Origin of the sequence: Paraburkholderia sp. BR10882, from assembly GCF_040948855.1 — a bacterium.
Classification (GTDB): Bacteria; Pseudomonadota; Gammaproteobacteria; order Burkholderiales; family Burkholderiaceae; genus Paraburkholderia; species Paraburkholderia nodosa_A.
In genome coordinates this window covers 84,008-105,248 of the sequence record NZ_JBFPKP010000022.1, presented here as the reverse complement: position 1 = coordinate 105,248, position 21,241 = coordinate 84,008, and the positions used below count along the sequence as shown (strand labels likewise).

The window sequence follows — 21,241 nt, the reverse complement described above, 5'->3', positions numbered from 1 at the left end:
ATGAACGAAGCTGAAATTCTCGACCGTATCCGCGAGATCTTTCACGAGAACTTCGATATCGATCCGGCGCGCGTCACGCCGGAGGCGCACCTGTTCGAGGAACTGGATCTGGACAGCATCGATGCCGTCGATCTGGCCATCAAGCTCCAGGAAATGACGGGCCGCCGCATCAAGCCGGAAGAGTTCAAGCAGGTGCGCACCGTGGGCGACGTGATCGTCGCGGTCGAGACGCTGCTCGTGACCCAGGCCTGAGGCGATTCGTGACGGTTCTTCGCGGGCACGGCGCGGCGGAGCCTGCCGGTGCAGGTGAAAGCGACGCAGCAGCTGGCCGGGCACGCAGCAAGTGGCGGTTGCTGGCCAGTCTCGCCTACCCGGTCGTGATCCTCTGCGCGTGGCGCTGGGATTCGCCGCGCTTCGTGGGCTTGCTGCTGCTCGTTCTGCTCTGGATGCAGCGCGTGGCCGGCACGGGCGCGCTCGCGGCAACGCTGCGCAAGCTCACGCCGGTGGACTGGGCCGTTGCCGTCATGCTCAATGTCGCCTCGGTGGCGATCGTCATCACCAATAGCGAACGGCTCATGCGCCTGTATCCTTCGCTCGTGAATATCGGGCTGCTCGTCGCCTTCGGCGCGACCCTCGTGAAGGGCCCGTCGATGGTCGAAAAATTCGCACGCCTGACCTATCCCGATCCGCCCGCGCACATCGTGTGCTATACGCGCCGCGTCACGCAGCTCTGGTGTATTTTCTTCGCTTTGAACAGTGCGTTTTCTGCCTGGACGGCGCTTGCCTGGCCCACGCGCGCCTGGTCGCTCTACAACGGCATGCTCTCCTATCTGATCATCGGTGCGCTGCTCGCCGGCGAGTTCGTCTGGCGCAAATGGATCATGCTGCCGCGTGCTGCGCGACGGGAGGCGGTGTGATCGCATTGCACGAGCTCCTCGTGGCGCGTTGCCGCGAGCCGCGCAGCGCCGTTTGCGTCGATGGCGCGAACGTAACGGACTTCGATACGTTCCGTGCGCATGCGCTTGGCATCGCTGAGCGCATGCGCACGCGGCCGGGCCTGCGCTTCGCGCTCTGGAGCGACGACCCGTATCCGTTCGCCTGCGCTTTGTTCGGACTGCTTGCGGCCGGCAAGGTGCCCGTGATTCCGGCGAACGCGACGCCGGGCTATCTCGCCGAACTGAGCGACGCGTACGACGCGGTGCTCGACGAAAACGAGCTTGCCGCCTGGTGTGCCGATACCCCTGCGGATCAACCCGTCGAGCCCGGCATGGCGTTCGACGCGAACGCATTGCTCACGCTCTTCACGTCGGGCAGCAGCGGCACGCCGAAGCCCGTACACAAGACGCTCGCGCAGTTCGACGCGGAAGTGCATACGCTCGAAGCCGCGTGGGGCACGCTGCTGGGCGACGCGGCCGTGCTCGCGAGCGTGCCGCATCACCACATTTACGGGTTACTGTTCCGCGTCTTCTGGCCGCTGGCCGCGGGCAGGCCGTTCGCCCGCGCGACCTGTGCCGACCCCGCTCAATTGCAGGCGCGTATCGCCGAATGTTCGGCGCAATGTGCCGCGACTGTCGTCGTCTCGACGCCTGCACAGCTCTCGCGCTGGCCCGATCTGCCGGGGTTCGCGACGCTCGCTGCGCAGCCGCGCGCGTTTTTCTCGTCGGGCGGCCCGCTGCCGCTCGACACGGCGAAGCAATATGCCGCCACGTTCGGCGCCGCGCCGCTGGAGATCTACGGCAGTACGGAAACGGGCGGCATCGCCTGGCGCAGACAAACCGAAGCGCAAGCGTGGACGCCCATGCCGGGCATCGCCGTGCGCGCGGCCGCAGCGGAAGAGGGCGGCGCGCTCGAAGTGCGCTCGCCGCACCTCGGCCACGACGGCTGGCATCGCACCGACGACAAGGCCGCGTTCGATGAATACGGCCGCTTCGTGCTGCAAGGGCGGCTCGACCGCGTGGTCAAGCTCGACGGCAAGCGTGTGTCGCTCAGCGAGATGGAGAGCAAACTGCTGCTGCATCCCGGCGTTGCCGAAGTGAGGGCGGTACTGCTCGAAGGCGGCTCGCGCGAGCGCATCGGCGCGCTCGTGGTGCTCACCGCAGAGGGCCGCGAAACGCTGCGTCGCGACGGCCGCGTTCTGCTCCTGAAAGCATTGCGCCGCCATCTCGCCGCCTGGTTCGACACTGTCGTTCTGCCGCGCCACTGGCGCATTCATCGCGCGCTGCCAGCCGACTCGCGCGGCAAGGTTCAGGCACAAGCGGTCGCCCGCGCGTTCGCGGCCAGCGAAGAAGGGTTCGAGCTGCTCGCTCAATGGGACGACGCAGAAGGGCGGGCATTCGAATTACGCGTGCCGCACACGCTCGTTCATTTCGCGGGCCACTTTCCGGGGCTGCCGATTCTGCCGGGCGTCGTGCAGGTGGACTGGGCGATGCGTTTCGCGCGCGACTGGGTGCCCGGCGTGCGCGCGCTCGCCTCGATCGATCAACTGAAATTCACCATGCCGGTACCGCCGGGCGTGCTGCTCAAGCTCGTGCTCAAGCACGACGCCGTGCGCCGCCGCGTAGCGTTCGCGTGGCGCGTCGGCGAGCGTGACTGCGCGTCCGGCGCTTTCGTATACAGGGAGCCCGCATGAGCCTCGCGGCCTGTATCGTCATTCCGATCTACAACCACAAGGACGCGATCGGCGGCACCGTGGCGAATCTGATGGTCCACGGCCTGCCGCTCATCGTCGTGGACGACGGCAGCGACGAAGCCACCCAGCAGGTGCTGGCGGACCTCGCGCGCCGCTACGCCGGCAAGCTCACGCTGCGGCGCCTGCCCGTGAACGGCGGCAAGGGCGCGGCGGTGATGGCGGGGCTGCGCGTCGCGCGCGACGCCGGCTATACGCACGCGCTGCAGATCGACGCCGACGGCCAGCACGACGCCGCGGACGTCCCGCGCTTTCTCGCCGCCGCGCAGGCCAATCCGCGCGCGGTCGTGATCGGCCAGCCCGTGTACGACGAGAGTGTGCCGAAAGCGCGCCTCTATGGGCGCTATCTGACCCACGTCTGGGTGTGGATCGAGACGCTCTCGTTCACGATTCGCGATTCGATGTGCGGCTTTCGCCTCTATCCGCTCGACCTCGCGTGCGCGCTGATCGACAGCGTGAAGCTGCCCGAGCGCATGGACTTCGACATCGAGATTCTCGTGCGCCTGCACTGGCGGCGCGTGGCGTTCGTCTCGATTCCGACCGCCGTCACCTACGCGGCCGATGGCGTCTCGCATTTCGACGTGCTGTGGGACAACGTGCGTATCAGCCGCAGCCATACGCGGCTCGTCGCAGGCATGCTCGCGCGTCTGCCGCTGCTCCTCGTGCATAAGGTCCTGCCGCAGGTTCTGGCACGGACGGCGGCTGCGGGCGACGGCAACGATCCGTGGTGGCGCACTGCCGAACGCGGCAGCCGGCTCGGCATGGCGCTGCTCGCCTGGAGTTGCGGCCTGTTCGGGCGGCGCTTCACCGCGCTTTGGCTGCATCCGATCGTCGCGTACTTCCTCGTGACGGGCCGCCCCGCGCGGGACGCCTCGCGGCGCTATTTCGACCGGCTGCAGCAGTGTTCGCCGGAGCGCGAGACGCCGCGCCCCGGCTGGTTCACGGCCTACCGCCATATGCTCTCGTTCGCGCAATCGGGCTTCGACAAGCTGGCCGCCTGGACGGGCCGCGTCGGTCCGGCCGACGTGGAGATCGACGACCCACGCGCGTTCGACGCGTTGATCGCGAGCGGCCGCGGCGCGCTCGTGATCGGCTCGCACCACGGCAACCTCGAGATGGCGCGGGCGCTGGCCGTGCGCGGCGCGCAGACGAAGGTGACGGCCATCGTCTACACGGAGCACGCGAAACGCTTCAACAGCGTGCTGGCTACCGCCCATCACGATTTCGCGCAGCATCTCGTGCCGGTGAGCGACTTCGGCCCGCAAACGGCGCTGATGATGCAGGAGCGCATCGAGCGCGGCGAGCTGCTCGTCATCGTCGGCGACCGCACGCCTGCGCGCGAAACGGGCCGTACCACCGAGGCGCAATTCCTCGGCGAGACCGCCGCGTTTGCTCAGGGACCTTATGTATTGGCGCATGCGCTCGCGTGCCCCGTTTATCTGTTGTTCTGCCTGAAAGAGCGCACGGGCTACCGGCTTTACTTCGAGCCGTTCGCCGAGCGTATCGAGCTGCCGCGGCGGGGCCGCGCCGAGCATATTGCGGCATGGGCGCAGCGCTTCGCGTCGCGCCTCGAACACTATTGCCGCAAGGCGCCTTACCAATGGTTCAACTTCTACGATTTCTGGGCGCGCCCCAGTGGGGGAGCGAATGGCAGAGACTGACCTGAAGGATGCCGGAGTCAAGGCGGATGCCGTGGTATTCGGCGGCCGCCATTTGACGATCGAGGACGTCGTGGCGGTGGCGCGTGGCGGCGCCGCCGTGCGGCTCAACGATGACCCGGCCTGGCGCGAACGCATCGCGCGCGGCGCGGAGTTTTTGCGCCGCCATCTCGAAGCCGGTGCGACCGTGTACGGTGTCAATACGGGCTACGGCGACGCCTGCGTCGTCGACGTGCCGATGGCGCTCGTCGAGGCCCTGCCGCTGCAGCTCACGCGCTATCACGGCTGCGGCATGGGCGAGTATCTCGACGACGCCTCGGCGCTCGCCGTGATCGCCGCGCGTCTGAATTCGCTGGCGTTCGGGCTTTCGGGCGTGCGACCGGTGCTGCTCGAACGTCTCGCCGATCTCGTCAATCATCGCGTGTTGCCGCGGATTCCCGCGGAAGGCTCGGTGGGCGCAAGCGGCGACCTCACGCCGCTTTCGTATGTCGCAGCGGCGCTGGTTGGCGAGCGCGGCGTGCAGTTTCGCGGCGCGCCCTGCGAGGCACGCGACGCGTGGTTCGCGCTAGGCCGCGAACCGCTCACGCTCGCGCCCAAGGAAGGCCTCGCGCTGATGAACGGCACGGCGGTCATGACGGGCCTCGCGTGCCTCGCGTTCACGCGCGCGGCGCAGCTCTCGCGCCTCGCCGCGCGCCTCACCGCGCTCGCCACGGTGGCGCTCGACGGGCGCGCCGCGCATTTCGACGCGTTCATCTTCGAAGCCAAGCCGCACGCCGGGCAGGGCGAAGCGGCGGCCTGGATCCGCGCTGACCTGGCCGGCCGACCGGACACGCCGGGCCACCGCTTGCAGGACCGCTATTCGATCCGTTGCGCGCCGCATGTAATCGGCGTCGCGAACGACGCGCTCACGTGGATGCGCCGCGACATCGAGAACGAACTGAACAGCGCCAACGACAATCCGCTGATCGATCCCGACGGCGAGCGCGTGCTGCACGGCGGCAACTTCTACGGCGGCCATATTGCGTTCGCCATGGACGGCCTCAAGACGGCCGTGGCGAATCTTGCCGACCTGATGGACCGGCAGCTCGCCTTGCTCGTCGACGACAAGTTCAACAACGGCCTGCCGCGCAACCTCACGGGCGCGACGAGGGCGCGCGCGCCGATCAATCACGGCTTCAAGGCTGTGCAGATTTCGTCGTCGGCGTGGACGGCGGAGGCGCTCAAGCACACGATGCCCGCGAGCGTGTTTTCCCGCTCGACGGAAGCACACAATCAGGACAAGGTGAGCATGGGGACGATCGCGGCGCGCGACTGCTTGCGCGTGCTGCAACTCACGGAGCAGGTCGCGGCCGCCCACGCGCTCGCCACCGTGCAGGCCGCGCGACTGCGACTGCGCGGCAATGCCGAGACCGTCATTCCCGAGCCGCTTGCCGCATTCATGGAAGACGTGGCCGCGACGTCGCCATTCGTCGACGAGGACCGTGCGCTCGAACACGAACTGCGCGCCATGACGGAGCGAATCGCAACCGGCGAATTCCTCGGGCCGAACGCGGAGGGCAGGCCATGAGCGAATCACGCAAGGTTGCGCCGATGTTGAGCGCGAGCGCGAATGTGGAAGTGCCGTTCCATGACGTGGACGCGATGAATGTCTGCTGGCACGGCCACTATCTGAAGTATTTCGAGTTCGGCCGCGCGGCGCTGCTGCGCAAGTTCGACTACGACTATCGCGAGATGCAGGCGTCGGGGTACGTGTGGCCCGTGGTCGAAGCGCATTTGAAGTATGTGCGGCCCGCCGTTTATGGGCAGCAGCTCGAAGTCTGCGCACATCTGCTCGAGTACGAAAATCGCCTGAAAATCGGCTACGAAGTCTACGATCGCGAATCGCGCACGCGGCTCACGAAGGGCTACACGATCCAGGTCGCCGTGAGCGCCGCCACGCAGGAGCTGCAGTTCGTCTCGCCGCCTGTCGTGTTCGAAAAGCTGGAGCGTGCATGGGCGCGTTGAAACGATGCGCGGCGGTGGCCGCACTGCTTGCGCTTCAGTCGATGTGGATGCCGGCGCAGGCCGCGACGGCGCCCGTGAACCTGAGCACGGACGCCGGCGACGCGGCACTCGTCTCGCAGATCGCGTCGCGTCTTGCGCGCGCGAACGGCGTGCGTGCGCATTTCACGCAAACGCAGACGCTTGCCGCGATGAAAGCCCCGCTCGTCAGCACGGGCTCGCTGCTGTTCTTTCGCGAGCGCGGCGTGATCTGGCAGGTCGAAACGCCGTACAGGAAAACGTGGATCATGCGCGACAGCGGCGTCACCGTGATCGATGCCAACGGTCAACCCGATCAGCGCACCCGGAACGACGGCGCGCAGGGCGCGCGCGGTGCGGCAGAGATTGCGAAGATGATGCGGGCGATGCTCGGCGGCGACCTGAGCGGGCTGTACTCGCAATTCGACGTAGCGGCGCGCGGCACGCCTTCGCAATGGCAGATGCGCCTCGTGCCGCGCCAGCCGCAGATCGCGCAGGCGCTGCGCGGCATCGAGATGGAAGGCGGCGACTTCCTGCACAGCTTGCGCATCACGTTCGCCAACGGCGACGTCACGCAGTATGACTTTAGCGGCAGCGCGCAGGTGTCCGAACTCTTGCCCGCCGACCAGAAACTTTTCGGAACGCCATAGTGAGTTCCTCGGAGCTTCGCACCGCAACCCAGCCGTGGCGGCAGTGGACGCTGCGCGCCATGTGGCTGCTGCTCGCGCTCGCGGCGGCGCTGTATTGCGCCTGGCGCTTTGCGGGGCCGACGCCCCTGCAGACGAACCTGCTCGCACTGCTGCCGGCAACCGAGGCCGACTCCGTGGCCGAAGAGGCCGTGGACCAGCTCGCGAGCGCGCTCGGCAACCGCGCCGTGCTGCTCGTGTCGAGCAGCGACGCGGCGCACGCGAAAGCGGCAGCGGGCCAACTGGGCGCGGTGCTGAGCGCGAGCCACGCGTTCGCTTCGGTGACGGCACAAGTTCCGCCATTCGATCTCGGCCGCATTACGCGTTTCTACCTGCCATACCGCTTTGGCCTGCTGACCGCGCAAGACCGCGCGACTGCCTCGGGGAGCACAGAAACGCTGCGCGGCGCGCTCGCCGAGCGCCTCTATGGCCTGCCGAACGCGGGTCTCGCAACGTCGCTCGCCGACGATCCGTTCGGCTGGCTTCAGCACTGGCTCGCAGGGCTGCCGCTCGCGGCATCGAATCTCACCATCGAGGACGGTTTCCTCGTTGCGCATCGCGGCAACACCACGAGCGTGCTCGTGATCGGCACGCTGCCTGGGTCTGCCTACGAATCCGACGTTCAACGGGGCGTGCTGCTTGCCGTCGCAAACGGCGAAGCGGCGCTCAAGACGTCGTGGCCCGACGTCACGGTCGCGCGCACGGGCGCCGTGTTCTATGCCGAGTCTGCGCGGCGCGCCTCGGAGCGCGACGTCCATGTGATCGGCATCGTTTCGGCCGTGGGCATCGCGCTGCTCATGCTCTGGATCTTCCGCTCGCCTCGGCTGATCCTGCTCGGTTTCGTTTCCACCGCGCTCGGCATCGTGTGCGCGCTCGCGGCCACGATGCTCGTCTTCGGCAAGCTGCATCTGCTGACGCTGGTGTTCGGCGCGAGCCTGATCGGCGAGGCGGTCGATTACTCCATTCAGTACTTCGTCGTGTACCTCGGCACGCGGCACGGCTGGGATTCGCGGCGCGGCGCGCGGGAGGTGCTGCCCGCGCTCACGGTGGCGCTCAGCACGAGCCTGCTTGGCTACGCCATTCTGACGTTCGCGCCGTTTCCGGCGCTCAGGCAGATCGCGTGCTTCGCCATCGTCGGCATCTTCACGGCTTTCGCTTCTGTTGTCTGGCTGCTGCCGAGCCTCTTGACGCAGCCCGCGCGCCGCAGTCCGCATACGCTCTTCGCGGTGGCCGCGGCCTCGCTCGCGAAATGGCAGGCGCTGATCGGCGGCCGTCGCGCGTGGGGCGTCGCGCTGGCGCTCGTTGTCATCGCCGTGCCGGGCTGGCTGCAACTGCGCAGCGATGACGACATTCATCTACTGATCCAACGGGATCCGGCGCTCGTCGCGCAGGAGCGCGTGGTGTCTAGCGCGGTGGGGGCCGACAACAGCGCGCAGTTCTTCGTCGTGCGCGGCGCGTCGCCCGAGGCCGTGCTCGAGCGCACCGACGCGTTGTGCGCGCGGCTCGGCACGCTCACGGGCGCGTCCGCGCTGAGCGGCTGGCAATCGGTGACATCGTTCGTGCCGTCCGAAGCGCGGCAGCGGGCCGATCGCGCACTGCTCGGCGCGCATGTGTTCGCCGATCCCGCCGCCTTGCGCTCGCTGCTGGGCGCAGCGGGCTTTCGTGACGAGGTGGCGCAAACGTGGCTCGATGCCTGGGCGCACTCGCGCGCTTCCATGCTGCACGTGGACGACTGGCTTGCCGAACCCTGGTCGCTGCCGTTCCGCCACTTGTGGCTCGGCCGTTCCGCGAGCACGCCCGGTGCATTCGCGGCGATCGTGATTCCGCAGGGTGTGTCCGCTGCGAACGCACCTGCGCTGCTCGACGTCGCGCACGCGTTGCCCGGCGTGAGCTTCGTCGACAAGGCGGCGAGCGTGTCGCGGCTCTTCGGCGTCTATCGATGGGACGGCACGATCTGGCTCGCGGGCGCGCTCACGCTCGTGCTCGCGCTGCTGATGTTCCGCTATGGCTGGCGCGGGGCGATCGCGGTCGCGCTGCCGGTATGGCTCGCCATCGGCGTCACGCTCGCAGCGTTCGGCTATGCGCACGTGCGCATCAATCTCTTCAACATGCTGGCGCTGATGCTCGTGCTCGGCGTGGGTGCGAACTATGCCGTCTTTCTGCGCGAAGGCGCGATGCGCGCTGCCACCGATCGCGGCGCGGTATGGACGGGCGTGCTGCTGTCCGCCGCGACCACGCTGCTCTCGTTCGGCATGCTCGGCATGAGTTCCATGCCCGCGCTCAAGAGCTTCGGCGCCACCCTGTCGCTCGGCATCATGGTGTCCGTCATGCTCGCGCCTATCGGCATAAGCGGAACAAGCGGCATGCCCACGAATCAACGGAGAAAGGCCTGATGGCGCTCCCTGTCTATTTGCATGCGCTCGGCATGGTCAACGCGCTCGGCGACGACGTCCCTGCGATCGTCGCAGCGCTCGCGCGCGGCGAGGCGCCCGGCATGGGGCCGATCGCGACACGCACCGGTACGGCGTTCGCGGGCAGCGTGAAGGCGCCGCTCGACGTCGCGCCGCCCGCATCGCTCGCCTGCTACGACTGCCGCAACAACCGGCTTCTGCTCGCTGCACTGGCACAGATCCGCAGCGCCATCGAAGCCGCGCGCGAACGCTTTGGCGCGGGCCGTATCGGCGTCGTGCTGGGTACGAGCACGTCGGGCATCAGCGCCGCGGAAACGATGTTCACGCAGCCTGTGCAGCAAGAAGCCGCTTCGGCGTTCGACTACCGCCAGATGGAGATCGGCACGGCCGCGCCGTTCGCCGCCGCGGCGCTCGATCTGCGCGGGCCGGCATACACGATCTCCACGGCGTGCACGTCGAGCGCCAAGGCGTTCGCCGCCGCACGCCGTCTGCTGCGGGCGAACCTGTGCGATGCCGTCGTCGCGGGCGGCGTCGACTCGCTTTGCGAGCTCACGCTGCAAGGCTTCGCCTCGCTCGAATCGACGAGCCCCGTGCGAACCAACCCGATGAGCGCGCAGCGTCGCGGCATCAACATCGGCGAAGGCGCGGCGGTGTTCCTGATGACCCGCGAGGAAGGGCCGGTGATGCTCGCGGGCGCGGGCGAGTCGAGCGACGCCCACCATATTTCCGCGCCCGACCCGCAAGGCGCGGGCGGCGAACTCGCCTTGCGTGCGGCGCTCGCCGACGCGGGCATCGGCGCGGCCGCGATCGGCTACGTCAACCTGCACGCAACGGCCACGATCAAGAACGACCAGATGGAAGCGCATCTGATGGCGCGCGTGTTCCCCGACGGCGTGGCCGCGAGCGGCACGAAGCCGCTCACGGGCCATACGCTCGGCGCGGCGGGCGCGAGCGAACTGGGCCTGGCATGGCTCGCGCTCGCTCGCGACGACGTCGCGCTGCCGCGCCATCTGTGGGACGGACAAGCCGACCCGGCGCTGCCCGCGCTCGACCTGATCGAAGGCGTGCGGCATTTGCCGCGCAACGGCGTGCGCCAATACGTGATGAGCAACTCTTTCGCGTTTGGCGGCAGCAACGTTTCACTCATACTCGGACGGTGATCGAGGCCATGAATTCCGCTCTTTCCTCCCCGACGGATGCGTTCCCGCCGATCGAGACGATCATCCCGCACCGCGGCACGATGCTGCTGCTCGATTCGGTCGCCGCATGCAGCGACGAATCGCTCACGGCGCTTGCCAGCGTGCGCGCCGATGCATGGTACGCCGACGAGCAGGGCGCGATGCCCGCATGGATCGGCATCGAACTGATGGCGCAGGCGATCGCCGCCCACGTCGGCCTGCTGTCGATGCGCGAAGGCAAGCCCGCGCGCCCAGGCGTGCTGCTCGGCACGCGCCGCTATGAGGCGGCTCAAGCTGCGTTCGCAGGCGGCGCGCCACTCAGCGTGACGGTTAGCGAACTGCTGCGCAGCGATGAAGGCCACGGCGCATACGGCTGCACCATCAATCAGGAAGACAAGCTATTGGCCGAGGCCACCGTGAAGGTGTATCAGCCGCGCGATTTCCAGACTTTCATCGAGGAGAATTCCAGATCATGAGCCGGCGTGTTCTCGTTACCGGCGCGAGCCGCGGCATTGGTCGCGCGATCGCCTACCATCTTGCCGCGGACGGCTTTGCCGTCACCGTGCATTGCCGCACGGGCCGCAACGAAGCGGATGCCGTCACGGCAGGCATCGTCGCACAGGGCGGCACGGCCAGCGTGCTGCAGTTCGACGTGCGCGAGCGCGCCGCATGCCGCGCCGCGCTCGAAAACGACGTGGCGGCGCACGGCGCCTACTACGGCATCGTCTGCTGCGCGGGCGTGACGCGCGACGCCGCGTTCCCCGCACTGACCGACGAAGACTGGGACATCGTGCTCGAAACTGGCCTCGACGCGTTCTACAACGTCGTCCATCCGCTCGTCATGCCGATGGTGCGTGCGCGCAAGGGCGGCCGGATCGTGACGGTGGCATCCGTGTCGGGCGTGACGGGCAATCGCGGGCAGGTCAACTACAGCGCCGCCAAGGCCGGGCTGATCGGCGCGACGAAGGCGCTCGCGGTGGAACTGGCCACCCGCAACATCACGGTCAACAGCGTCGCGCCCGGGCTCGTCGATACGGGCATGCTCGACGACGTGCCGCTCGAACACGCGCTCAAGGCCGTGCCGATGAATCGCGTGGGGCAGCCCGCCGAAGTCGCGGCCGTGGTCGGCTTCCTGATGTCCGACGCGGCGTCTTATGTCACGCGCCAGGTTATCGGCGTCAACGGCGGGATGGTCTGATGAAGCGCGTCGTCATTACCGGCATGGGCGGCGTGACCGCGCTCGGCGATCAGTGGGCGCAGGTCGAAGCCGCGCTCAAGGGCGGCGTCAACGCCGTCAAGCGCGTGCACGACTGGGACTATATCGAGGCGCTGCATACGCGCCTCGCGTGCCCGCTGCCGGCGTTCACTGCGCCTGACTATTACCCGCGCAAGAAAACGCGTTCGATGGGCCCGGTCTCGCTCTACGCCGTGCGTGCGAGCGAGCACGCGCTGGCCGACGCGGGCCTGCTCGACGATGCGTCGATCAAGGACGGCCGCATGGGGGTGGCGTACGGGTCCTCGGCGGGCTCGGTCGAGCCGGTGCGCGCGTTCGGCAAGATGCTCGAAACGGGCTCGATGAGCGATGTGACGTCGAACAGCTACGTGCAGATGATGCCGCACACCACGGCCGTGAACGTGAGCCTCTTCTGGGACCTCAAGGGGCGCATCGTGCCGACGTCGTGCGCGTGCGCTTCGGGCAGCCAGGCAATCGGCTACGCCTACGAGATGATCGCGAACGGCAAACAGACGCTGATGCTCGCGGGCGGCGCCGAGGAACTCTCGGGGCCCGGCGTGGCGGTGTTCGACATGCTCTATGCCACGAGCACGCGCAACGACGAGCCGCAACTCACGCCACGTCCGTTCGATGCCGCGCGCGACGGGCTCGTGGTGGGCGAGGGCGCGGCGACGCTCGTGCTCGAGGAATACGAGCATGCCGTGGCGCGCGGCGCGCGCATTCATGCGGAAGTGGTGGGCTTCGGCTGCAATTCGGATGGCGCGCATATCACGCAGCCCACGGCGGCGACGATGGCGGTCGCGATGCGTCAGGCACTCGACGACGCGCAGTTGGCCCCCGAAGCGATCGCGTACGTGAATGCGCACGGCACCTCCACGGATCGCGGCGACGTGGCCGAAAGCCAGGCTACGGCGGAGACCTTCGGCGCGCGCATGCCGATCAGCTCGCTCAAGAGCTATATCGGCCATACGCTCGGCGCCTGTGGCGCGATCGAGGCCTGGTGGACGATCGAGATGATGAAGCGCAACTGGTACGCGCCCACGCTCAACCTGACCGAGGTCGATCCGGCCTGCGCGCCGCTCGACTACATCCTGGGCGAGCCGCGCACGATAGACGCCGAATACGTGATGAGCAACAACTTCGCGTTTGGCGGCGTGAACACGTCGCTGATCTTCCGGCGCGCGCGTTGAGCATGCCGACATCGTTATCAGCGGGCGGCTTGCAGCGCGTCGTCGTGACGGGTATCGGCATCGTCTCGTGCCTCGGCAATACGCTCGACGGCGTTTCCTCGCGATTGCGCGACGGGCGGGGCGGCATCACGCGCGTTCAGGCGTGGCGCGAACGCGGCTTCGCGAGCCAGGTGGCGGGCGTGGCTTCGGTGGACGGCGAAGCGCCGTTCGAGCGCAAAGCCGAACGCTTCATGGGCGACACGGCGCGCTTTGCCTGCCACGCCGCGCGCAGCGCGATCGCCGATGCGCAGCTCGACGCGCACGCGCTGCGCACGCCTCGGGCCGGCGCGGTGGTGGGCTCGGGCGTCGGCACGATGTCCGCCTACGACACGGCCATGGAAAGCGCGAACGCGCGCGGCATCGACCGCGTGCCGCCCTATACGGTGCCGCAGGCGATGAGCAGCACGACATCGGCGAATCTTGCGCACGTGTTCGGAATGCAAGGCGTCACGTATTCGCCTTCGTCGGCGTGCACGACTTCCGCGCTCGCGATCGGCCAGGCCATGCAGCTGATCCAGACGGGCCGCCAGGACATCGTGCTCGCGGGCGGCGCCGAAGGCCTGCACGACAACATGACGCTGATGTTCGACGCGATGGGCGCACTCTCGCGCGGCTTCAACGACACGCCCGAACGGGCGTCGAGGCCTTATGACGCGCAGCGCGACGGCTTCGTGATCGGCTCGGGCGCTGGCATCCTCGTGCTCGAATCGCTCGCGCATGCGCAGGCGCGCAACGCGCGCATCTACGCGGAGCTGACCGGCTACGGCCAGTGCACCGACGGTGCGCAGATGGTCGCGCCGCAGGCGGGCGGCATTGCGCGCGCAATGCGCGAGGCGCTCGCCGAGGCCGGCTGCCGCCCGGACTACATCAACACTCATGCGCCTTCGACGCCATCGGGCGATATCGAGGAGCTGCTCGCGTTGCGCACCGTGTTTGGCGGCGAGGTGCCTGCGTTCTCGTCGACGAAGGCGCTCAGCGGCCATCCGCTCGGCGCGTGCGGTGCGCACGAAGCCATTTACACGCTGCTGATGATGCGCGATCGCCGGATTGCGGGTGCCGTGGGCATCGAGGCACTCGATGCGGCTGCCGCCGGCATGCCGCTCGTGCGTGAAACGCGCGACGCACGCATCGATACGGCGATGTCGGTTTCATTCGGGTTCGGCGGCAGTTGCGCCAGCCTGGTGTTTCGCGCCTGGAATGCAGTCTGAAGTTTCGGGCAACCCTGAAGATAATGAGGATTCCAATGAAAAAGACTTACCTCACGCTGAGCATGGCCGCGATCGTCAGCCTGACGTTGGCCGCTTGCGGATCGCAGCGCCTCACGCTGCCGATCCAGCCCGCAGCTTCGCTCTCGACGGCGAAAGCCGCGTCCAGCGCGGACCCCGCCACGAAAATCGCCGTGTATTTCGGTGCGCAGCCGCATCCGGAAGTGGTGCGCCACGTCGGTGATGCCTCGCACTCCTTGCGTGTCGCCCGCGCGACCGACGGCGCCGAGGCCAGCTGCAACAAGGTGCTCGCCATGGCACTCGACAAGCTGCGCGCGGACGCCCACAACAAGGGCGCCAACGCCGTCATCAACGTGACCACGCGCTTTCACGGCAGCGAAACCGGGTCGGCCACCGAATACACCTGCGGCGTGAGCCAGAGTGCAGCGGCCATCGCCGTCACAGGCGACCTCGTGGTGCTGCAAGCGAACTGAACCAACGGAGAAAAGCAATGAAGAAATTGTGGATGTTCGCCGCGCTGTGCGCGGCCTTCGCGACGTCGCACGCCTACGCACGCAATACCGTCGACACCTATTCGGTGGATGTGGCGCTGCAGAGCGAGCCCGGCAAGGTGAGCGACGACATTGCGTTGTACTTTGCGGGCCAACCGCATCCGGCGGTGAAGAAGACGCTGGGTCAGTTCTCCACGAACAAGAAGACGAACGCATTTGGCAAGAGCGACGAAGCGGCCTGCCAGCACGTGTTCCTTTCGGCCGTGCAGGAGCTGCAGGAACGCGCGCGCAAGGAAGGCGGCAACGCGGTCATCAACATCAAGAGCAACTACAAGAACGAACTGCGCGAGAGTGCCACGGAGTTCACCTGCGGCGCGGGCGCGATGATCGCCGGCGTGGCGCTCGTCGGCGACGTGGTGACGCTCAAGGGCGGCAAGTAGCCCGCAGCAGGCGGCGGCGGGCGACCCGGCTCACGCCGCCTTCATGCCGCCTTCACGGCGGCTACGTTGACCAGGGTTTCGCGCCGCTTCCCAGGCTTGGGATGATGCAGGCCGAGGCGCTCGAAGAGACCGAAATCGGTGGCACGGCTCCACCACAGATAGGGCAGCGAAACATTGCACTCCGAAAAACGGAAACCCGCTGCGCGAATCATTTCGAGGTAGCCGTTGGCGCTCTTCTGCACGTGCATGGGATGGCGGAACAGCAGGCGGATGACCCACGAGCGGATATAAGCTTCAGTGGATTCGGCGAAGAGCAGCACGCCGCCCGGCTTGAGCACGCGGTGGAATTCCGCGAGCGCGCGTTCCTGCTCGACGAGGTGATGGAAAGTCTGGTGGCAGAAGACGATGTCCGCGCTGGCCGTGGGTAACGGCAGGCTCGCGCAATCGCCGTGCAGCAGTTCGAACGCGGTTTGCGTCTGCAATTCGTCCTGGCACGTGCGTGCCGCACGCGCCGCCAGTTCGAGCGACGCCTCGTGATAGTCGACCCCGACGATGCGGCGCGGGCGGAAAGCCTCGGCCAGCAGGCGGAACGACTTGCCCTGGCCGCAGCCGACATCGACGATTTCGGGCGCGTCGGGCAACGGCACGTCGACGAGCCGCTTGAGGTCGTTGATCGCCACGCGCAGCACGTGGTGCTCCCACGTATGGGTGCGGAGAAACCAGATACCGAAGGCCGTTTCCGGGACGAACGGCACGTAATTTGATTCGGAAACCGACATATTTTTTCACCCGTTGCGAATGCGGTCATGGACGCGAATGGGCATTGTAAATGCAAGGGCGCAGCGAGGGGTGTCAGAATCACGGTTTCGCGCAGCAAAGTGCGCTTGCATTGGGCATACAGTCGTAACAGGACGTGACAGGACGTAACAGAGCGCGTCAGGACGCAGAGAAGGGAAAGGACTATGGAAAAGAGCATTGGAGAAGCCGTTACGCCGTCCACGCGACGCGAAACCGTCGACGTGGCGATCATCGGCGCGGGCCCCTCGGGCGCGGTCGCTGCGGCCCTATTGCGCAAGGCCGGACGCTCGGTGCTCGTACTGGAGCGCCAGCATTTCCCGCGCTTTTCGATCGGCGAGAGCCTCTTGCCGCAAAGCATGGCGTACCTGGAAGAGGCCGGCATGCTGCAGGCGGTGGTGGAAGCCGGCTTTCAGTACAAGAATGGCGCGCATTTCGTGTGGCGCGACGAGGTATCGTCGTACGACTTCCGCGACAAACACTCAGAGGGCTGGGGCACGACCTACCAGGTCGAGCGCGCGAAGTTCGACGATCTGTTGATCGGCTGCGCCGCGAAGCAGGGCGCCGAGGTGCGCTTCGGCCACACGGTGACGGGCATGCGCACGGGCGACGCGCCGGTGCTGGAGGCGATCGACGAAAACCAGGCGCGCTATGAAGTGCACGCGCGTTTCGTGCTCGACGCGAGCGGATTTGGCCGCGTGCTACCGCGCCTCCTGGATCTGGAGGCGCCCACCGGCATGCCGACGCGTGCCGCGATCTTCAGCCACGTGCGCGACGGGCTGCCGCTTGACGTCTTCGACCGCAACAAGATTTGCATCGCGACACACCCCGAGCACCGCGACGTCTGGTTCTGGATGATCCCGCTCGCGGGCGGGCGCTCGTCGGTGGGCTGTGTTGCCGATGCCGCTTTCCTCGACATGCCGCAAGCGGAACGCGAGGCGCGGCTGCGCGCGCTCATTCGCGAGGAGCCGACACTGAACCGCCTGATCGGCGACGCGCCGTTTCTCATGCCGGTGAACCAGATTGGCGGTTATTCGGCCAACGTCGAACGATTGCATGGCCCGGGCTTCGCGCTGCTCGGCAACGCGGGCGAGTTTCTTGACCCGGTGTTTTCTTCGGGCGTCACCATCGCGCTGCGTTCGGCGCACCTGGCCGTGAAGGTACTCGAGCGCGCGCTCGGCGGCGCGGCCGTGGACTGGCAGGCCGAATACGACGTGCCGCTGCGCAAGGGGATCGACACGTTCCGCGCCTTCGTCGAGCGCTGGTACACGGGCGAGCTGCAGGACATCATTTACTACCCGCGCCAAACACCCTTGATCCGTCGGATGATTAGCTCGGTGCTGGCGGGCTACGCATGGGACGAGAGCAACCCTTATGTAGCGGAGCCCGTGCGCAGACTCACTTCGCTGCATGAGGCGTGCAAGCTGTCGTTGTAACGAGCCAAGAGGGGCGCACTGGGTTGGTCCTGCAGCGGGACGCGGGACCAACCAGGTTATCGCGGTTTCACTGGCCCGGTGGAGGAACCGCGCCCAGCTGGATCATCAGCCCGAGCGTGTCCATGAGGAGGCGGGTTTCCTTGATCCTGCCGTCCTGAAAGCGATCGATGACCATGCCCCAGACCTTGACGGAGCGCCCCGTAGCGTCCACGCCGAGGAACGCTCCCCTGTGCGTGCCCGTCCACTCGAAGCGGGTCAGCACGCGGTCGCCTTCCGTGAGTTGTTCCTCGACGCGCCAATGCATGTCCGGGAACGCGGCTCGCATCCCTCGAACGACCTCCTTGAGGCCCTCGATACCGGGACCCTGGCCGGGGAACGGCACCTGCTCGACCATGTCCTCCCAGAAAAACCGCTCTGCGGCGTCGATCTGCCCTTGATTCAGGACTTCCTCGATGAACGCGCGAACCCTATCGCTTGTTTCATGCATGGAATGAACGTCTCCTGGTTGGCGAAATTGGGAGGTGAAAGCCGGTTGCTGCAGAGTAGACGGCCAAGCGCGACGACGCGCGTCAGAGTCACGCGAGAAGGTGCGGTGGCGCACATTTCCAGGTTTGACTGTCAATGACTTTCATCAGGCTGCGTGGCCGATGGCTGCGTTGCCTGTGAGCTTCGCGCGCCGGCGGATGGCATTCACCTCTTTGGGCGTCAGCCCGAGCGAAGCCAGAAACGCTGCATGCGAGTCGGGGTTTTCTGCCTCGAACTCTGCATGCCACCTGTCCATCTCCGCATCGTCGAAGCCGGCGCTACGCAGCATCGCCACCCACGCGTCTTTGCCACGCTTCTTTCCTCTCCGACGAAACGATGGTTGCGCGAGCAACGTCGCAATTGCATTCTGACGCTGTTTGAGACGCGCGATTTCCTCCGTTAGCACCATCAAATGCCTTTCAAGGATCTGGGCGGCTGCGTCTGCCTCGTTCGCGAGGACGTCGCGTATTGCGGCTAGTGGTAATCCGGCGGCCCGGTACGCGCAGATTGCGCGTAGACGTTCGCGTTGCGTCTCATCGTAGAGCCGGTAGCCCGCGGTGCTGCGTGCGACCGGCACGAGCAAGCCCAGCGTTTCATAGTGCAGCAGCGAGGAACGCGAGAGTCCCGCCTCGCGTGCCAGTCGTCCGAGAGTGAAACGAGCGAGACGTGTCATGACGGCAAGGGAAGTCTATCGGGTGAGAGAAAGAACAAGCGCGCTTCGGGCCGGTTCAGCTTGGCGGGCGAATAGTACGCGGCGACAAGCGCGGGGCAATCGCCGGAAAAGGCTGGTGCGTGTGCGAGAAACTCATCGAACGTGTGCAATGAATCCGATGCGCCCGCATGCGCCATCAGCCGGACCAAGGCTTCCGTAATTGTACGGTGGTATCGGCCCGGCGCGCCGAGATGCGTGGCGTATTGCGCGATACCGGCACAGGTGCGCTCGATCGCCTGGTCCAGCGGGAAGCGCTGCAGGTGTATCCACGCCACGCGCAGATGATTGCGATGATTGAACGCGGCCGGTGGCAACCTGCAGCTTGGAAAGGCTTCGAGGAAGGCGTCGTCGGTGAGATCGCGGGCGGTTTCCATTTCGATCGATACCCTGTCCGTTGAACAGGGTATCGATCGTGAAGGTGACTACGGTAGTCGAGTCAAGCGCCTTCGTGCCGCTTCGGCTCACTGGTGCCGTCGAACGCTCAGGCTCAATGTGTTGCATGAGGCGTGAAAGGCCTTCCAGCCCATCGAAAGGGGCGCATGGCGGATTGTTGGCTGCAAGCGCCCCATGTCTGGTCTGAAGGAGCGATGAAGCTGTATGTCAAGCGGCTCTCGACTAAAAGTTGGTATAGGTCTCGCCAAGAATGTCGGCCTCAACGGCACCACTAAATTTAACGCCGGAGACTGAAACGGTTTCGTGCTTTTTCGAGTCATGCCAATTCGTACCCGCAAAGCAATGGACCTTGGCGTTTTGACTATGCTCCCCCTTATGAGGCTTGAACGCCGGATTGCCCTTGATCGCGTTCTCGATCGCGGCCGCCAATCAAAAATTGCCGAAGAACCCGCGCGCCGCGACCATGCAGAACGGCGCGACGATGTCGGCGTGGTAGACCTGAAGCACTGCGGAAAGCCCACCATCCGTTGCACCACCCTGAACCGCCTGCGCGGCGACTGCCGCCTTGGCCTGAGCGAAGCCAGCTTTGACCGCGGCAAACGGATCGTTCGCGCCTGGCGCCGAGTCGACGTCGAGCACGCTGGTCAGGCCCGGCGCGACGTTGGCGTGCTTCCAGTAGGCCTGCTCGATCGCCGCATTGAAAAAGAACACCATTGGGTCGAGGTGGCCGCCGCATAGCAGCACGGGCGAGCGCGGCACCCAGTTGCGCAGATCGTTGCGCCTGAACGCCTGGCGCAGCGGCTGGGCCGGGCTCGCAGCGGGGGCCATCGCGGCGGTCGGCGTGGGAAAGGCGCCATCGGGATTGGCGATGGCGTCTTCGAGCATGCTCAGGCGATAGGCATTGCGCACGAGATTCGCGGTGCCGAATCCCATCGCGAAGAGCGGCGTCAATTCAGCGGGCGCCAGGGGCGGCGCGAGAGGCGGCGTCAACGAAGCGAACTGTGGCGCAGGCGGCGTGCTGCTGAAGAGCTGCGTTGCGGGCAGTTTGCCTTTGGCGAATAGCGTGTCCATTGACGTGACGCTCGGCAGCAGGTTCTCTATCCCAGGGGCATAGGGCGCCTCGAAAAAGTCGCCCGGCTTGCGATAGATATTGCCGTAGGCGTGCTGGTAGCTCGTGGTCACCAGCACCGTAAAGATCGTCGAGCCGAGGTCGACCTCGCCCTGGACGAGGGCATCGGCCATGGCGCCCAGCGCATACGGACCCGAGCCCGGCGCGGAAGCCGTGACGTTGATGCCGGCCGCCTGCAGCGCGCGGTGGGTCGCGAGCGCCACGTAGCCGCCTTGCGAATATCCAGTGACGAACAGCTTGCCGTTCTCACGCGTCTTGTTTGCCGGGTCGGGAAGGGCCATGGCGAATCGGGCCGCGCGCAATGAGTCGATCATGTCGGCGGATTGCTGGTCGCCGTTCAGATAGGGGTGATACGGCAAGGGGGAGCCCGAGTAGCCGGCATAGTTGCTAGCCACGACGAGATAACCTTGCGCCGCGTAGATCGCCGCCACCGCAATGCCTTCGCCCGCGCCGTCACCGTTGGCCGGGTCCGCTTGAGTAATGTCGGCGATGTTGTAGTTCCGGTAGGTCGTAGTGCCGTGTGCGTACAGCATGAGCGGACGCGGCCCCGTACACGAGGCGCCGCCGCCGGGGATCATCAGCGCGGCGCTCGACATGGTGGGTTCGCCTGCGCCGCCTATCGTGAGGTAGCGGAAGTACTTGATTTCGATGTCGCAGCGCGGCGTGCCGGCGACTTGCAGCAATTGCTGACCCGTTGCGTTCGTGTTTAGCAGTTTCGTGAAGTCGCTTGCGCTCAGGCGCAAGCTTGTTCTCTGCTCGACTAGCTGGCCGCGGAAAAAACAACTCAAGCCGCTGCATGTCGAGGCGGCCTGCACGACAACACTGGCACTCGACAAAAGGAAAGTCAGCAGTAGCCAACCCGTCTTAAGCATCGCTCCTCGCATTTCACGCTCCGTTTTTGCTGGTGTTCGGAAAATGGGGCTGCCTTGCAGAGTGAAACGAGTATAGGTAAACGAATTCGGCATTTGCTACTGGTTGTGGGAACAATTTTCC

The 21,241-nt window shown here is 66.5% G+C and carries 22 protein-coding genes; 16 read left to right on the top strand and 6 right to left on the bottom strand.

All coding sequences use genetic code 11. The features are described 5' to 3' along the window. Genes AB3X99_RS34875 through AB3X99_RS34805 form a run of 15 tightly spaced genes read left to right on the top strand, consistent with a single transcriptional unit; the run spans position 1 to position 15,258 of the window. On the top strand, positions 1 to 252 hold the full coding sequence (locus AB3X99_RS34875; protein WP_069267955.1) for an acyl carrier protein: 252 nt from the start codon (positions 1 to 3) through the stop codon (positions 250 to 252). 8 nt (positions 253 to 260) lie between these two features. Continuing rightward, positions 261 to 917, top strand: a complete 657-nt coding sequence (locus AB3X99_RS34870; RefSeq protein WP_368603512.1) for a hypothetical protein — start codon at positions 261 to 263, stop codon at positions 915 to 917. Further along, positions 914 to 2,629, top strand: coding sequence for an AMP-binding protein (locus tag AB3X99_RS34865; protein WP_368619586.1), 1,716 nt, complete (start codon positions 914 to 916; stop codon positions 2,627 to 2,629). Before AB3X99_RS34870 ends, AB3X99_RS34865 begins: the two co-directional genes overlap by 4 nt. After that, positions 2,626 to 4,347 carry a glycosyltransferase gene (locus AB3X99_RS34860; RefSeq protein WP_368619585.1) on the top strand — a complete coding sequence of 574 codons (1,722 nt, stop codon included), beginning with the start codon at positions 2,626 to 2,628 and terminating at the stop codon, positions 4,345 to 4,347. The genes AB3X99_RS34865 and AB3X99_RS34860 overlap by 4 nt, the downstream gene beginning before the upstream one ends. Then, on the top strand, positions 4,334 to 5,911 hold the full coding sequence (gene hutH / locus AB3X99_RS34855) for a histidine ammonia-lyase (protein WP_368619584.1): 1,578 nt from the start codon (positions 4,334 to 4,336) through the stop codon (positions 5,909 to 5,911). Before AB3X99_RS34860 ends, hutH begins: the two co-directional genes overlap by 14 nt. Then, positions 5,908 to 6,348, top strand: coding sequence for an acyl-CoA thioesterase (locus tag AB3X99_RS34850; RefSeq protein WP_368610389.1), 441 nt, complete (start codon positions 5,908 to 5,910; stop codon positions 6,346 to 6,348). The genes hutH and AB3X99_RS34850 overlap by 4 nt, the downstream gene beginning before the upstream one ends. Then, a complete protein-coding gene (locus AB3X99_RS34845; RefSeq protein WP_368619583.1) occupies positions 6,336 to 7,013 on the top strand; it encodes an outer membrane lipoprotein carrier protein LolA in 678 nt (225 codons plus the stop codon). The genes AB3X99_RS34850 and AB3X99_RS34845 overlap by 13 nt, the downstream gene beginning before the upstream one ends. Before the next feature lie 59 nt (positions 7,014 to 7,072). Then, complete coding sequence (locus AB3X99_RS34840; RefSeq protein WP_368619590.1) at positions 7,073 to 9,442, top strand: MMPL family transporter; 2,370 nt, start codon at positions 7,073 to 7,075, stop codon at positions 9,440 to 9,442. Next, a complete protein-coding gene (locus tag AB3X99_RS34835; RefSeq protein WP_368619589.1) occupies positions 9,439 to 10,620 on the top strand; it encodes a beta-ketoacyl-[acyl-carrier-protein] synthase family protein in 1,182 nt (393 codons plus the stop codon). Before AB3X99_RS34840 ends, AB3X99_RS34835 begins: the two co-directional genes overlap by 4 nt. Before the next feature lie 8 nt (positions 10,621 to 10,628). Beyond that, complete coding sequence (locus AB3X99_RS34830; RefSeq protein WP_368619582.1) at positions 10,629 to 11,114, top strand: hotdog family protein; 486 nt, start codon at positions 10,629 to 10,631, stop codon at positions 11,112 to 11,114. Beyond that, complete coding sequence (locus tag AB3X99_RS34825; RefSeq protein ID WP_368619581.1) at positions 11,111 to 11,836, top strand: 3-ketoacyl-ACP reductase FabG2; 726 nt, start codon at positions 11,111 to 11,113, stop codon at positions 11,834 to 11,836. The genes AB3X99_RS34830 and AB3X99_RS34825 overlap by 4 nt, the downstream gene beginning before the upstream one ends. Next, the gene (locus AB3X99_RS34820; protein ID WP_368619580.1) at positions 11,836 to 13,062 is read left to right on the top strand and encodes a beta-ketoacyl-ACP synthase; all 1,227 of its coding nucleotides are present in this window, start codon (positions 11,836 to 11,838) and stop codon (positions 13,060 to 13,062) included. The genes AB3X99_RS34825 and AB3X99_RS34820 overlap by 1 nt, the downstream gene beginning before the upstream one ends. Before the next feature lie 2 nt (positions 13,063 to 13,064). After that, the gene (locus AB3X99_RS34815) at positions 13,065 to 14,309 is read left to right on the top strand and encodes a beta-ketoacyl synthase N-terminal-like domain-containing protein (RefSeq protein WP_368619579.1); all 1,245 of its coding nucleotides are present in this window, start codon (positions 13,065 to 13,067) and stop codon (positions 14,307 to 14,309) included. Positions 14,310 to 14,344: 35 nt separating this feature from the next. Further along, positions 14,345 to 14,800 carry a signal peptidase gene (locus tag AB3X99_RS34810; RefSeq protein WP_368619578.1) on the top strand — a complete coding sequence of 152 codons (456 nt, stop codon included), beginning with the start codon at positions 14,345 to 14,347 and terminating at the stop codon, positions 14,798 to 14,800. 17 nt (positions 14,801 to 14,817) lie between these two features. Next, a complete protein-coding gene (locus AB3X99_RS34805) occupies positions 14,818 to 15,258 on the top strand; it encodes an excinuclease ABC subunit A (protein ID WP_069267967.1) in 441 nt (146 codons plus the stop codon). 41 nt (positions 15,259 to 15,299) lie between these two features. Here AB3X99_RS34805 and AB3X99_RS34800 read toward each other — a convergent pair whose 3' ends face one another. Beyond that, entirely contained in the window at positions 15,300 to 16,037 is a 738-nt protein-coding gene (locus tag AB3X99_RS34800) for a class I SAM-dependent methyltransferase (RefSeq protein WP_368619577.1), read from the bottom strand. A 183-nt stretch (positions 16,038 to 16,220) separates the two neighbouring features. Here AB3X99_RS34800 and AB3X99_RS34795 point away from each other — a divergent pair, with 183 nt between their 5' ends. Further along, positions 16,221 to 17,489, top strand: coding sequence for an NAD(P)/FAD-dependent oxidoreductase (locus AB3X99_RS34795; RefSeq protein ID WP_069267969.1), 1,269 nt, complete (start codon positions 16,221 to 16,223; stop codon positions 17,487 to 17,489). Positions 17,490 to 17,556: 67 nt separating this feature from the next. Here the strand turns inward: AB3X99_RS34795 and AB3X99_RS34790 are convergent, their stop codons facing one another. The 5 genes from AB3X99_RS34790 to AB3X99_RS34770 form a co-directional block, all read right to left on the bottom strand. Further along, entirely contained in the window at positions 17,557 to 17,976 is a 420-nt protein-coding gene (locus AB3X99_RS34790) for an ester cyclase (protein WP_368619576.1), read from the bottom strand. Positions 17,977 to 18,120: 144 nt separating this feature from the next. Beyond that, a complete protein-coding gene (locus AB3X99_RS34785) occupies positions 18,121 to 18,687 on the bottom strand; it encodes a MerR family transcriptional regulator (protein ID WP_368619575.1) in 567 nt (188 codons plus the stop codon). Continuing rightward, a complete protein-coding gene (locus tag AB3X99_RS34780) occupies positions 18,684 to 19,100 on the bottom strand; it encodes a hypothetical protein (RefSeq protein WP_368619574.1) in 417 nt (138 codons plus the stop codon). Before AB3X99_RS34780 ends, AB3X99_RS34785 begins: the two co-directional genes overlap by 4 nt. A gap of 241 nt (positions 19,101 to 19,341) precedes the next feature. Next, positions 19,342 to 19,548, bottom strand: a complete 207-nt coding sequence (locus AB3X99_RS34775; RefSeq protein WP_368619573.1) for a hypothetical protein — start codon at positions 19,546 to 19,548, stop codon at positions 19,342 to 19,344. Continuing rightward, on the bottom strand, positions 19,549 to 21,120 hold the full coding sequence (locus AB3X99_RS34770; RefSeq protein WP_368619572.1) for an alpha/beta hydrolase family protein: 1,572 nt from the start codon (positions 21,118 to 21,120) through the stop codon (positions 19,549 to 19,551). Positions 21,121 to 21,241: the final 121 nt, after the last annotated feature.

Coding starts and splice junctions, on each gene's coding strand:
- AB3X99_RS34845 (WP_368619583.1), top strand. CDS start 6,336: ATGGGCGCGTTGAAACGATGCGCGGCGGTGGCCGCACTGCTTGCGCTT.
- AB3X99_RS34820 (WP_368619580.1), top strand. CDS start 11,836: ATGAAGCGCGTCGTCATTACCGGCATGGGCGGCGTGACCGCGCTCGGC.
- AB3X99_RS34850 (WP_368610389.1), top strand. CDS start 5,908: ATGAGCGAATCACGCAAGGTTGCGCCGATGTTGAGCGCGAGCGCGAAT.
- AB3X99_RS34810 (WP_368619578.1), top strand. CDS start 14,345: ATGAAAAAGACTTACCTCACGCTGAGCATGGCCGCGATCGTCAGCCTG.
- AB3X99_RS34860 (WP_368619585.1), top strand. CDS start 2,626: ATGAGCCTCGCGGCCTGTATCGTCATTCCGATCTACAACCACAAGGAC.
- AB3X99_RS34875 (WP_069267955.1), top strand. CDS start 1: ATGAACGAAGCTGAAATTCTCGACCGTATCCGCGAGATCTTTCACGAG.
- AB3X99_RS34780 (WP_368619574.1), bottom strand. CDS start 19,100: ATGGAAACCGCCCGCGATCTCACCGACGACGCCTTCCTCGAAGCCTTT.
- AB3X99_RS34790 (WP_368619576.1), bottom strand. CDS start 17,976: ATGCATGAAACAAGCGATAGGGTTCGCGCGTTCATCGAGGAAGTCCTG.
- AB3X99_RS34825 (WP_368619581.1), top strand. CDS start 11,111: ATGAGCCGGCGTGTTCTCGTTACCGGCGCGAGCCGCGGCATTGGTCGC.
- AB3X99_RS34805 (WP_069267967.1), top strand. CDS start 14,818: ATGAAGAAATTGTGGATGTTCGCCGCGCTGTGCGCGGCCTTCGCGACG.
- AB3X99_RS34840 (WP_368619590.1), top strand. CDS start 7,073: ATGTGGCTGCTGCTCGCGCTCGCGGCGGCGCTGTATTGCGCCTGGCGC.
- AB3X99_RS34800 (WP_368619577.1), bottom strand. CDS start 16,037: ATGTCGGTTTCCGAATCAAATTACGTGCCGTTCGTCCCGGAAACGGCC.
- hutH (WP_368619584.1), top strand. CDS start 4,334: ATGGCAGAGACTGACCTGAAGGATGCCGGAGTCAAGGCGGATGCCGTG.
- AB3X99_RS34770 (WP_368619572.1), bottom strand. CDS start 21,120: ATGCTTAAGACGGGTTGGCTACTGCTGACTTTCCTTTTGTCGAGTGCC.
- AB3X99_RS34785 (WP_368619575.1), bottom strand. CDS start 18,687: ATGACACGTCTCGCTCGTTTCACTCTCGGACGACTGGCACGCGAGGCG.
- AB3X99_RS34815 (WP_368619579.1), top strand. CDS start 13,065: ATGCCGACATCGTTATCAGCGGGCGGCTTGCAGCGCGTCGTCGTGACG.
- AB3X99_RS34830 (WP_368619582.1), top strand. CDS start 10,629: ATGAATTCCGCTCTTTCCTCCCCGACGGATGCGTTCCCGCCGATCGAG.
- AB3X99_RS34795 (WP_069267969.1), top strand. CDS start 16,221: ATGGAAAAGAGCATTGGAGAAGCCGTTACGCCGTCCACGCGACGCGAA.